Origin of the sequence: Rhodanobacter sp. OR92, from assembly GCF_000427545.1 — a bacterium.
Lineage (GTDB): Bacteria > Pseudomonadota > Gammaproteobacteria > Xanthomonadales > Rhodanobacteraceae > Rhodanobacter > Rhodanobacter denitrificans.
Genome location: NZ_ATYF01000012.1, coordinates 250,340 through 261,928, shown reverse-complemented (window position 1 = coordinate 261,928; position 11,589 = coordinate 250,340). Strand labels below are relative to the sequence as shown.

The window sequence follows — 11,589 nt, the reverse complement described above, 5'->3', positions numbered from 1 at the left end:
TCAGCCGGCCCGGGCCGGCTCGCACCACTCGCACAACGGCAACGGAATCATGCAGGACATTCAAGCCCCGACCTCGCCCGAACAGGATGAAGCTGCCTATCGCCCCCAGGCGGTGGAAGCCGCCGCGCAGCAGTACTGGAATGCGCAGCGCGCCTACGAAGTGAAGGAGGATGCCTCGCGGCCGAAGTTCTATTGCCTCTCCATGCTGCCGTACCCGTCCGGCGCGCTGCACATGGGCCACGTGCGCAACTACACCATCGGCGACGTGATCAGCCGCTACCAGCGCATGAACGGCAAGAACGTGCTGCAGCCGATGGGCTGGGACGCGTTCGGCCTGCCGGCGGAGAACGCCGCGATCAAGAACGCCACCGCGCCGGCGAAGTGGACCTACGCGAACATCGAGCACATGCGCCGCCAGCTGCAGTCGCTGGGTTACGCGATCGACTGGAGCCGCGAGTTCGCCACCTGTCGCCCGGACTATTACCGCTGGGAACAGCTGATGTTCACCCGCCTGCTGAAGCAGGGCCTGGCGTACCGCAAGAACGCGGTGGTGAACTGGGACCCGGTCGACCAGACCGTGCTGGCCAACGAGCAGGTGGTCGACGGCCGCGGTTGGCGCTCCGGCGCGGTGGTCGAGAAGCGCGAGATCCCGCAGTGGTTCCTGAAGATCACCGACTACGCGCCCGAGTTGCTGGACGGGCTGGACACGCTGCCGGGCTGGCCCGACGCGGTGAAGACCATGCAGCGCAACTGGCTGGGCCGCAGCGAGGGCCTGGAGATCCACTTCGCGGTGGATGGCGAGGCCGCGCCGCTGACCGTGTTCACCACCCGCCCCGACACCTTGATGGGCGTCACCTTCGTCTCGATCGCCGGCGAGCATCCGCTGGCGCACAAGGCGGCGCAGGGCAATCCGCCGCTGGCGGCGTTCCTCGACGAGCTGAAGCACGGCGGCGTCTCCGAGGCGGAGCTGGAAACCCAGGACAAGCGCGGCATGGCCACCGGCCTGTTCGCGGTGCATCCGATCACTGGCGAGAAGCTGCCGGTGTGGGTCGCCAACTTCGTGCTGATGGGCTACGGCACCGGCGCGGTGATGGCGGTGCCCGGCCATGACGAGCGCGACTTCGCGTTCGCGCACAAGTACGGCCTGCCGATCAGGCAGGTGATCGCCGCCGGCGACGAAAGCTACGACCCGGCCGTCTGGCAGGACTGGTACTCGGACAAGACCCGCGTGGACATGCGCGTGGTGAACTCCGGTGCGATGGACGGCAAGGATTACCGCGCCGCGTTCGACCACATCGCCGGCGTACTCGAGGCCGAGGGCAAGGGCCAGCGCCGCGTGAACTGGCGCCTGCGCGACTGGGGCGTCAGCCGCCAGCGCTACTGGGGTTGTCCGATCCCGGTGATCTACTGCTCCGCCTGCGGCGCGGTGCCGGTGCCCGAGGATCAATTGCCGGTGGTGCTGCCCGAGGACGTGGCGTTCAGTGGCGTGCAGTCGCCGATCAAGGCCGATCCGGAGTGGCGCAAGACCAGCTGCCCGCAATGCGGCGGCGCGGCCGAGCGCGAAACCGACACGTTCGACACCTTCATGGAGTCGAGCTGGTACTACGCGCGCTACACCAGCCCCGGCGCGGACGCGCAGATCGACGAGCGCGCGAACTACTGGCTGCCGGTCGACCAGTACATCGGCGGCATCGAACACGCGATCATGCACCTGCTGTATTTCCGCTTCTATCACAAGCTGCTGCGCGACGCCGGCATGGTGCATTCGGACGAGCCGGCGCGGAACCTGCTGTGCCAGGGCATGGTGATCGCCGAGACGTTCTATCGCGACAACGCCGACGGTTCGAAGGAGTGGATCAACCCGGCCGCGGTCGAGATTCGTCGTGACGAGAAGGCGCGCGTGATTGGCGCGACGCTCAAGGCGGACGGTCAGCCGGTGCACATCGGCGGCACCGAGAAGATGTCGAAGTCGAAGAACAACGGCATCGACCCGCAGACCATGGTGGACAAGTACGGCGCCGACACGGTGCGCCTGTTCTCGATGTTCGCCGCGCCGCCGGAGCAGTCGCTGGAATGGAGCGAGGCCGGCGTCGAAGGCATGGCGCGCTTCCTCAAGCGGCTGTGGCGCGAAGTGACCACGCACGCGGCGGGGCCGGATCATGCGGCGACCGATCCCGCCACGCTGGATGCGGGCCAGAAGGCGCTGCGCCGCCAGCTGCACGAGACGATCCAGAAGGTCAGCGACGATTTCGGCCGGCGCCACGCGTTCAACACCGCGATCGCCGCGCTGATGGAACTCTTGAACGCGCTGGGCAAGTTCAACGACCAGAGCGAGCAGGGCCGCGCGGTGCGCCACGAGGCGCTGGAGGCGATGGTGCTGCTGCTCAATCCGGTGGTGCCGCACGTCAGCCACGCTCTGTGGCAGGCGCTCGGCCATGCCGAGAGCGTGCTGGAGGATCAGCCGTGGCCGCCGGTGGATCCGGCCGCGCTGGTGCGCGACACGGTCACCCTGGCGGTGCAGATCAACGGCAAGTTGCGCGCTACCATCGAGCTGGCCGCGCAGGCTTCGAAGGAAGAAGCCGAGGCGCTGGCGCTGGCCCAACCGCAGGTGGCGCACTTCCTGGCCGGCATGACGGTGCGCAAGGTCATCGTGGTACCCGGCAAGATCGTCAACATCGTCGCAGGATGAAACCCATGAGCTTCATGAAGGCGCACCGCCTGTTCCAGGTCTCGCTGCTGCTGGCCGCAACGCTCGTACTGGGCGGCTGCGGCTTCCATCTGCGCGAGAACGCCACCCTGCCATCCGAGATGCAGCGGGTGCACCTTGCCGCGAGCGGCGGCGGCGAGTTCGAGCGCCACCTGGCCCGCGCGCTGCAGACCTCCGGCGCCACCGTCGAGGACGACAGCGGCGCCGGCATCGCCGAGCTGCGTGTGCCGGTGGCGGCCTTCAGCACCGAGACGCTGAGTGCCGGCGGCTACGTGCGCGTCACCGAATATGCGGTGCGCTACCAGGTGCAGTTCGACGTGCTCGGCCCCGACGGACAGGTGCTGGTGCCGCACCAGCGCATCGACATGTCGCGCGAGTACAGCTACGACGCCGGCGACACCGTCGGCAACGCCTCGCAGGTGGAAGAGATCCAGCGCAGCCTCAACGACGACATGGTGCAGGCGATCCTGTTCCGCCTGCAGGCCGCCGGCAAGCATGAGCTGGCCGCACCGGCCGGCGCCGCCAGCACGCACTGATGCCGCTCAGCCCCGGCCAATGGCAGAAGGCGCTGGCGGCGGACAGCCTGCAGCCGGTCTACCTGCTCGCCGGCGAGCAGTTGCTGGTGCTGGAAGCCGCCGATGCCTTGCGCGCGCAGGCGCGCAAGCTCGGCTACAGCGAACGTGAAGTGCTCGAAGTCGGCCAGCATTTCGACTGGAACGACCTGGCCCGCGCCGCGGCGGGCATGTCGCTGTTCGCCAGCCGCCGGCTGCTCGACCTGCGCCTGCCCAGCGGTCGTCCCGGCATCGACGGCGCCAAGGCGATCGGCGCGTTCTGCGCCGACCCGCCGCCGGACGTCACCTTGCTGATCACGGCGATGGAATGGAGCAGCAAGCACGACGGCGCCTGGAGCAGGAAGCTCGACGCCAGCGGAGCGATGGTGGTGTTCAGTTCACCGCGGCCGGACCAGTGGCGGGTGTGGATCGGCGCGCGGCTCGCCTCGCGCGGACTCACCGCCACGCCCGATGCGGTGGCGCTGCTGGCCGAACGCGTCGAAGGCAACCTGCTCGCTGCCGCGCAAGAGGTCGACAAGCTCGCCGTGCTGCACGGGCAGGGCCGCGTCGACGCCGCCGAGATGGAGAACCTGGTCGCCGACAGCGCCCGCTACGACGTGTTCAAGCTCACCGACGCGGCCCTTGCCGGCGACGGCGCACGCGCGCTGCGCATCCTCGCCGGGCTGCGTTCCGAGGGCGACGAACTGCTGGCGCTGATGGGCTGGCTGGTCAATCAACTGCAGCTGGCGCTGCGCCTGGCCAATGCCGCGGACTTCGCCGCGCAGGCCAAGGCCGAGCACCTGTGGGACAGTCGCGCGCAGCAGTTCCGCCAGGCCCTGCGCCGCGCGCCGCGCGAGCACTGGCTGCAGTGCCTGGCCCGCGCCTCGCGCATCGACCGCATGGTCAAGGGCCGCGAGCAGGGCAACCCGTGGCAGGAAGCCGAACGGCTGATCGCCGCCATCGCCGAGCCGCGCGCGGCCCGGGCGCTCGCATGACATTTGACCGCCCCGTCGGGCAGCAAGGGGCCGTGACTTGCTCCCGCCCCTGCCTGCAGCGGCGGGTTGGGGAGGGGTAAGGCTCTTGCCGCAGACATCTGCCAGGCCACTCGCCATCTTCGGCGGCACCTTCGACCCGGTGCACCTGGGCCACCTCAGCGTGGCGTGGGAAGCGGCCGAACTGCTCGACGCCGAGGTGCGCCTGCTGCCGGTCAGCGTGCCGCCGCACCGCGCACCGCCGATAGCCACCGCGGCGCAGCGGGTGGCGATCCTGCGTGCCGCGCTGCGCGGCCAGTCACGGCTCGTGCTGGACACCCGCGAACTGGATCGCGAGGGCCCGTCGTACACCATCGACACCTTGCACGAGCTGCGCGCGGAGCAGGGCGAGCGCCCGCTGGTGCTGCTGCTCGGCGCGGACGCGTTTGCAGGCCTCGCCAGCTGGCATCGCTGGCGCGAGCTGTTCGCGGCGGCACACATCGGCGTGCTACGCCGGCCGGGTGTTTCCGCCAGCCTGTCGGAGGAACTGGAACGCGAAGTGGCCGGCCGCCGCATCACCGAGCTGTCGGCATTGCGCAGGTTGCCCGCCGGCAAGGTCGCCGAGCTGGCAGTGACCCCGCTGGAAATCTCCGCCACCCGCATCCGCGAACTGCTCGCCGCCGGGCGCGACCCGCGCTACCTGCTGCCGGCGGGATTGTTCGACGATCCCGCACTTTTGGCGCCTTACCGGTGCTGATCCGCCCACACGCTGTTCGCTGCGCCGGTGCGGCCGCGGCGAGCCGTCGCACGTGCCAGTGCGCCGAAACCGATGGCCAATGCCAGCGTGCCGATGTCGATGGCAAACAGCGCGCCGTGTCCGGCCGCGGCGCTGCGCCAGAACCACCAGCCTGTGGCGAGGCCATGCGCCAATGGAATGAGCGCGGTGACGAGGGCAGCCAGCCACAGCAGTTCCTGCGCCGCGTGCAACGGCGCGCGCCACGACGCCCATAGCGCGCACAGCGCCCAACTGCCGAAGCAAACCCAGCGCTCGCCCGCGCCCGCGTTCCCGCCCAGCCAGGGCAGCAGTTGCGCCGCGACGAAGGCGGCGGAGACCGCCACGCAGACGCCGATGCAGATGCCCACGGTGGCCCGCGCCATGATGATCGACGAGCGGCCCTGTTCCGGCTGGCGGCGCTTGCGCCGCGATTCGATCCACAACAGGTTGCCCGAGTAGAACAGGAACGCGCCGCCCAGCCCGAGCAGGAAGTACAGCCATTGCACCGCGACGTTGCCGTAGTCGCCGAAGTGCAGCGCATACACCGCGGCCAGGGTGGCGTGGTTGGCGTCGCGTGCGCCGGGCAACTGGGTGGCGAGTACGGTGCCGCTGGTGGCATCCAGCGCCACCGCGCCGCCGCCCAGCCCGCGCGGCGCGGTGCCGGTGATCTCGACCACCGCGTGTGCGTTGCCGGCATGCGCCAGCTTGAGGTAGCCCGGCGCGAAGTCCGCGATGCCCTGGTCGCGCGCCACCTCGATCGAACGTGCATGCCAGCTCGCCAGCGGCGACAGCGGCCTAGTGATGTCGGCCTTCTGCATGATCGGCGCGGTGTTCATCGCCGCCGCCGAGGCGGCCATCAGCTTGCCCTCGTAGATCAGCGGGTTCAGCGCCAGCATCAGCACGAACATCAGGCACAGCAGCGCGCCGGTGACCGCGAACACGATGTGGAACGGCAGGCTCAGCACGCCGATCACGTTGTGCGCGTCCTGCCAGAAGCGTTTGAGGTTGCGCCCGGGCCGCAACGCGAACAGGTCCTTGGCCAGCCGCGGCAGATGGATCACGAAACCGGACACCAGCGCGATGCCGTACAGCAGGCTGACGACACCCATCAGCCAGGTGCCCGCGACGGGAATGCCCAGCGTGTAATGCAGCTGGTTGATCAGTTCGGGCAGGTTGGCACCGGGCGGGGTCGAGCTGCCGGCCAGGTTGTCCGGGGTGGCGAACAGCCAGGTGCCATGGTGGTCCTGCCAGTACGCGGTGGGCTGGGCCAGTTCGTAGCCGGGGAACGTCATGCCCACGTGCTCGCGCGTTTCCGGATGCCGTGCCAGCACATCGTCGAGCAGACGTTGCGTGTCGTCGAGTGAGCCGATGGCGGCGGTGTGCGGTGTCGCCCATTGCTGCAGCGGCTGATGGAACACCGTGATCGCGCCGGCGTAGAACGCCACGAACAACGCGAAGCCGGCGACCAGCCCCATCCACGAGTGCAGCATGGTGAAGGTGCGCAGGGTGGCGGGTTGCAGTTTCATGCGGCCGATCTCAACGAACCCAGCCGGACGTCTGCAGCAGCCACAGCAAGCCCAGCGCGAGCAGCGCCCATCCGCCCAGCCATCGCCATGCGCGTCTGCCGCTGGAGAACCGGAACGCGGCGCAGATCAGCCCGATCCACAACGGGAAGAACGCGGCCAGCCCGGCTACGATGGTCGATTCCCACGGTCCGGGAAGCAGCCAGCCGACCAGGCCGACCAGGGCGGCGGCAAGGAAGAAGCCCGGCAGCACGCCGGCGCTGGCACGGGCCCACATCAGTCCTTCTCCACCGCGGCGACATCCGCCTCCGGCGTGCCGACGAACCATGCCAGGTACGGCTGCACCATCAACGCCAGCATCCAGCTGGCCAGCATCGCGCACAGCCCGACGGCGGCGCCGAGCGCGCCGATCCAGCTGGCCAGCGACAGCAGCGCCAGCACGCTGCCGGCGCCGCACGCCGCACGCGGGTGGCCGCGCAGCGCGAGCCACATGCAGTGCGGCGAGGCGGCGTACCACGCGATGGCGGAACACGCTGCGAACACGAAGGCCAGCAGGCTGATCATGCCTTACCAGCGGTAACGCGCGCTGGCGGTAACCGTGCGCGCGTAGCCGTAGTAGCACCACGCGGCGCTGTTGCAGGCCGAGACGTACTCCTTGTCGAACAGGTTGCTGGCATTCAACTGCAGCCGCCAGCCGCCCACGTCGTAGTGCACGGCGGCGTCGAACAGGGTGTAGGCCGGCGTCTTCCAGTCGTTGTGGATGTCGCCATAATGCTCGCCCACGTAGCGCACGCCGCCGCCGAAACCGAGCCCGGCCAGCGGACCGCCGACGATGGTGTAGTCGGCGCCCAGTGCGGCCTGCTGCTTCGGCAGCAAGGCGATCTGCTTGCCCAGCGAGGGCAGGTCGTTGGTGCGGGTGACTTTCGAATCGCTGTATGTGTAGTCGCCGTACACGCTGAGGTTGGGGCCGATGTTCCAGCGCCCTTCCAGCTCGACGCCGCGTAGGCGGGTCTCGCCCTGCTGTACCTGGAACAGCGTGTGGTCGGGGTCGATCGTCAGCGAGTTCTGCTGGGTGATCTGGTAGGCGGACAGGGTAAGCAGGCCGTTGCCGCCGGCCGACTGGTACTTCAGGCCGGCTTCGTACTGGTTGCCGGTGGTCGGCTTGAAGGCCTTGCCGGCGAAGTCGGTGCCTACGGTGGGCTGGAACGAATGCGACCACGACACGTACGGTGCCAGGCCATTGTCGAACAGATAATTGACGCCGACGCGGCCGGAGAACGCGTCGTCGGTCTGGTGCGCAGTGCTGCTGCCGAGCAGGTTGTCGGTATCGGTCTTCACGTGATCCTGGCGGCCGCCGACGGTGATGCCCCAGCGCCCCAGCTTGATCTGATCCTGCAGGTACACGCCCAACTGCGACTGCGTCTGCACGGTGTGGCTGGTGTACGCGGGAACGGCCACCGGGCTGCCGTAGACCGGGTCGAACACGTCCAGCCCGGCGACATTGAAGCCGAATGCAGAGGCGTAGTCGTCCTTCGCGCGGCGGTAGTCGACGCCGGCCAGCACGATGTGCTGCACGCTGCCGCTGTCGAAGACGTATTGCAGGTTGTTGTCGACGCCGAACGTTCTGGTGTGGTTCTCGTTCGGGAACAAGTAACGCAGCAGGGTGCGGCCGTCGCCGAGCAGGCCGAACGCGCCCACGTTGCCGCCGTCGTTGTCGACGTCGGCCTTGCCGTAGCGCAGGTTCTGGTTGAACGCCAGGCCGCTGGCGAAGTCGTGGTGGAACTCGTAGCCGATCGAGGCGATGGTCTTGTCGTAATCGTTCTGCCCCGGCTCGCCGGTGAAGCGGTCGCGCGGAATCTTGCCGTTGGGGTTCGGCAGCAAGGTGCCCGAGGCCGGCAGGAAGCCGCCGCCGGAGGCGGTCTCGGCTTTCTGGAAATGCGACAGCACGGTCAGCGAGGTGGTGTTGCTGGGCTTCCAGGTCAGCGCCGGCGCGAGGTAGTAACGGTCGTCCTTGATATGGTCGACCATGGTGTCGCTGTTGCGTGCCAGGCCGGTGAGCCGATACAGCAGCGTGCCCGAATCGTTCAGCGGGCCGGCGAAATCGAAGGTGCCCTGGCGCAGGTCGAAGCCGCCGACCTCGACGCCCACTTCACGCAGTGGCTGCCCGGTCGGCCGCTTGCTGACCATGTTGACCATGCCGCCCGGCGGCATCGCGCCGTAGACCACCGACGACGGCCCCTTCAGCACTTCCAGCCGCTCCAGCCCGTACGGCTCAATGCGGGTGATGCCGGTGCCCGAGCCGTCGGCCAACGCCAGCCCGTCCATGTAGCGCGCGGGGGTGAAGCCGCGCACCAGCAGCCAATCGCTGCGTGAGTCGGGGCCGTAGCCGCCACCCTGCGCACCGGCGGTGTACCACACCGCTTCCTCGATGCCCTGGATGCCGCGCAGGCTCATCTGCTCGTCGGTGATCACCGAGACCGACTGCGGGATCTCGATGATCGGCGTCTCGGTCTTGGTCACCGAGTCGCTGTCCTTGGCGATCGGCGCGGTGACCTGCACGCTTTCAAGCGTTTTTGCGGCTTTCTGCTGCGCGTCGGTCGTTGCGTCGGCAGCGTACGCGGGCAGCGCCAGTGCCGCCAGCAATGGCAAGCCGGACAGCGCCGCGCGGATCGCACGCGGCAATGCGGAAGGGCGGCGCGTGGCTGCGGCGCTCGGAACGGACAAAAAGGGAAACGGTGACATCGGGAACCTTGTGGGCAGGCTTGCGTGGATCGGGCTGGCTGTTCGCGCCGGTGCGGGTCATGGTCGAGATCGGCCAGCCGCCACCGTGCGATGGCTGTCTTTCTGCACTGGCTGGCGCTGCTCGCGGGTACGAGGCTGCGCCAAGTGAGAATGATTCTTATTGTAGAGAGGGGCGCGCCGTTCAGCAATCAGGCTCTTGAGCGTGCGTCGGCGGACAGTCGCGGGCTGGAGCGTGACGCGCGTTCCCGGTAACGCGAGCACACCGCAAGCTTGGACAAGTTCATGGCCCGTCGATGGCGCTGTTCCCGCGAAGCCGTGAAGCGAAATTTCGCCGAAGCCGAACATCATCGCCACGACGATGGTGGTCCGCAGCAGGGGGAGACCGCTTTCTGGGCACGCTCACCCGCGTTCCAGCTGTGCCGTCACCTCGTTGATCGAATCGCGGATGCGCCGGGAGAACATCGAGTCGAGGTGGTGGATCAGCAGCAGGTGTTCGGTGGCGCGGGTCATGGCGACGTAGAGCAGGCGCGCCTCGTCGGCTTCGGACTGGCCTTCCTTGGGCAGGCCACCGATGCCGGGAATGATCACGAACGGGAATTCCAGCCCCTTGCTGGAGTGCATGGTGACCAGCTTGACGCTGTCCTCGACCGCGAACAGGCTCTGCTTGCCGGTGTTGTCGGCGAGCCGGCTGGGGATGCCCAGGTCGCCCAGTACCTCGTGCAGTTTTTCGCCTTCCCACTGGTTGCGGTAGATCACCGCCATCTCGGAATACGGACGGCCATGCGCGTGCTCGTCGCGCAGCCGCGCAATCAGCACATCCATCTGCGCACGGGCGGTGTCGGTGCGCACCAGTTCGGGCACCGCGCCGCGGCGGCCGGCGCTTTCCGGCGCGACCAGCGGCACGCCGTCGCCGTCGGCGTCGTCGCTGCGCGAGGCGAGCAGGTCCTGCGCGAAGGTGCGCGCGACCGAGAGGATTTCCAGCGTGTTGCGGTAGTTGAGCTTGAGGATGGTGGTGCGGCCTTGCGCCTGCACGCCGAGGCTCTTCCAGCTGATCCTGCGGCGGTTCGGGTTGCCGTAGATGTTCTGCGCGTCGTCGTACAGCACCAGCAGCGAGTTGGTGACCGGGTCGATCATCTGCACGATCAGCTTGTACCAGTCCGGCTCGAAGTCGTGGCCTTCGTCGACCAGCACCGCGCCGTACTGCGCGCGCGGAATCCGGCCGCGGTCCACGCCGGCGATCACCGCCGGCGGCAGCGCTTCGACGAAGGCCTTGCCGCTGCCCGGCGGCAGCGGCTCGTGGTAGGCCACCAGCATCTTGCGGCACCACTTGTGGAAGTTGTAGACCTGCACCTTCTCGCTGAGGCCGCGCTCGCCGATCAACTGTTCCAGTCGTGCGGCCAGGGTCTTGTTGTAGCAGAGCACCAGGATCGGCTTGGAGAGCTCACGCGCGAGCTGCATGGCGCGGAAGCCGAGGATCATCGTCTTGCCGGAGCCGGCGACGCCGTGGATGATCCGGTGCTCGCCGCCGATCGAACGGGCGAGCTGTTCCTGCTGCGCGTCCATCACCTTGACCAGGTCGGGGATTTCCAGCGGCCGCACCGCGGCGTCGGTGGGACCGAACAGGCCGAACTGGCCGCTGCCGGCTTCCACCCGCAATTCCGGGAACAGGTGCCAGCGCACGCGATCGATCTGCGGCAGGGTCAGCGCCACCGGATACACCTGCGGGAACATCGCCCACAGCCGCTGCTGGAACGCTTCGGCGTCGACCGTCTCGTACAGCTCGTCGCGGCAGATCACCAGGTGCTCGGGCAGCACCTCGCCCAGCGCGCCCTCGTCGAACTGCTTGCGGGTGATGTTGGCCAGCACCACGCCCCAGCCCCACGGCATGATCAGCTTGCCGGCGTAACGCGAGCCTTCCGGGTGGCGCAGCGCGGGGTCGCGCTCCAGCACCACGCCGATCTCCAGCGCGTAGGCGCGCGCCTGCAGCAGCGGGTTGTTCTCCTTCACCAGGCCGCGCTCGGTGACCAGGGTGAACTGGGTGCTGTCGGCGTGGCGGAGGGTGTCGGCCTTCCAGTCCTTCACCTCCAGTACCAGCAGGCCGCGGCGCGGGTGGAACACCACGAAATCCGGGTGGCGCTGCTTCAGTCCGACCGGCACGTCGTACCACAGCAGGTAGTCGTCCTCCAGCTTCTGTTCCAGCCGCTCGGAAACGCGCTTCTCGCCGCCGGTCATCCGCGGCAGGCAGCTGTTGCGGGTCGGAATGAGTGTCGCCACGGAAGTCCTCGACTGACGCTGTCGCACGACGTTAGCCGATGGGATG

At 68.5% G+C, this 11,589-nt stretch carries 9 protein-coding genes; 4 read left to right on the top strand and 5 right to left on the bottom strand.

From position 1 onward, the window contains the following. Positions 1–49 precede the first annotated feature (49 nt). The 4 genes from leuS (at position 50) to nadD (ending at position 4,986) form a co-directional block, all read left to right on the top strand. Entirely contained in the window at positions 50–2,689 is a 2,640-nt protein-coding gene (gene leuS / locus RHOOR92_RS0106550; RefSeq protein ID WP_027484772.1) for a leucine--tRNA ligase, read from the top strand. Between the two features lie 5 nt (positions 2,690–2,694). Continuing rightward, positions 2,695–3,243: an LPS assembly lipoprotein LptE gene (gene lptE / locus RHOOR92_RS0106545; RefSeq protein ID WP_027484773.1), complete on the top strand. Its 549-nt coding sequence runs from the start codon at positions 2,695–2,697 to the stop codon at positions 3,241–3,243. Further along, positions 3,243–4,253 carry a DNA polymerase III subunit delta gene (gene holA, locus RHOOR92_RS0106540; protein ID WP_007510389.1) on the top strand — a complete coding sequence of 337 codons (1,011 nt, stop codon included), beginning with the start codon at positions 3,243–3,245 and terminating at the stop codon, positions 4,251–4,253. Before lptE ends, holA begins: the two co-directional genes overlap by 1 nt. An 85-nt stretch (positions 4,254–4,338) precedes the next feature. Beyond that, positions 4,339–4,986 carry a nicotinate-nucleotide adenylyltransferase gene (nadD, locus tag RHOOR92_RS0106535; protein WP_007510390.1) on the top strand — a complete coding sequence of 216 codons (648 nt, stop codon included), beginning with the start codon at positions 4,339–4,341 and terminating at the stop codon, positions 4,984–4,986. Here the strand turns inward: nadD and RHOOR92_RS0106530 are convergent. From RHOOR92_RS0106530 to RHOOR92_RS0106505, 5 genes are all read right to left on the bottom strand, one after another. Next, entirely contained in the window at positions 4,974–6,530 is a 1,557-nt protein-coding gene (locus RHOOR92_RS0106530; RefSeq protein ID WP_007510392.1) for a PepSY-associated TM helix domain-containing protein, read from the bottom strand. The genes nadD and RHOOR92_RS0106530 overlap by 13 nt on opposite strands. Before the next feature lie 10 nt (positions 6,531–6,540). Beyond that, positions 6,541–6,804, bottom strand: coding sequence for a hypothetical protein (locus tag RHOOR92_RS0106525; RefSeq protein WP_007510394.1), 264 nt, complete (start codon positions 6,802–6,804; stop codon positions 6,541–6,543). After that, positions 6,804–7,091 carry a hypothetical protein gene (locus RHOOR92_RS0106520; protein WP_007510396.1) on the bottom strand — a complete coding sequence of 96 codons (288 nt, stop codon included), beginning with the start codon at positions 7,089–7,091 and terminating at the stop codon, positions 6,804–6,806. Before RHOOR92_RS0106520 ends, RHOOR92_RS0106525 begins: the two co-directional genes overlap by 1 nt. 3 nt (positions 7,092–7,094) lie before the next feature. After that, positions 7,095–9,269, bottom strand: coding sequence for a TonB-dependent siderophore receptor (locus RHOOR92_RS0106515; protein WP_037114998.1), 2,175 nt, complete (start codon positions 9,267–9,269; stop codon positions 7,095–7,097). A gap of 399 nt (positions 9,270–9,668) precedes the next feature. After that, positions 9,669–11,543 carry a 3'-5' exonuclease gene (locus RHOOR92_RS0106505; protein WP_027489887.1) on the bottom strand — a complete coding sequence of 625 codons (1,875 nt, stop codon included), beginning with the start codon at positions 11,541–11,543 and terminating at the stop codon, positions 9,669–9,671. Positions 11,544–11,589: the final 46 nt, after the last annotated feature.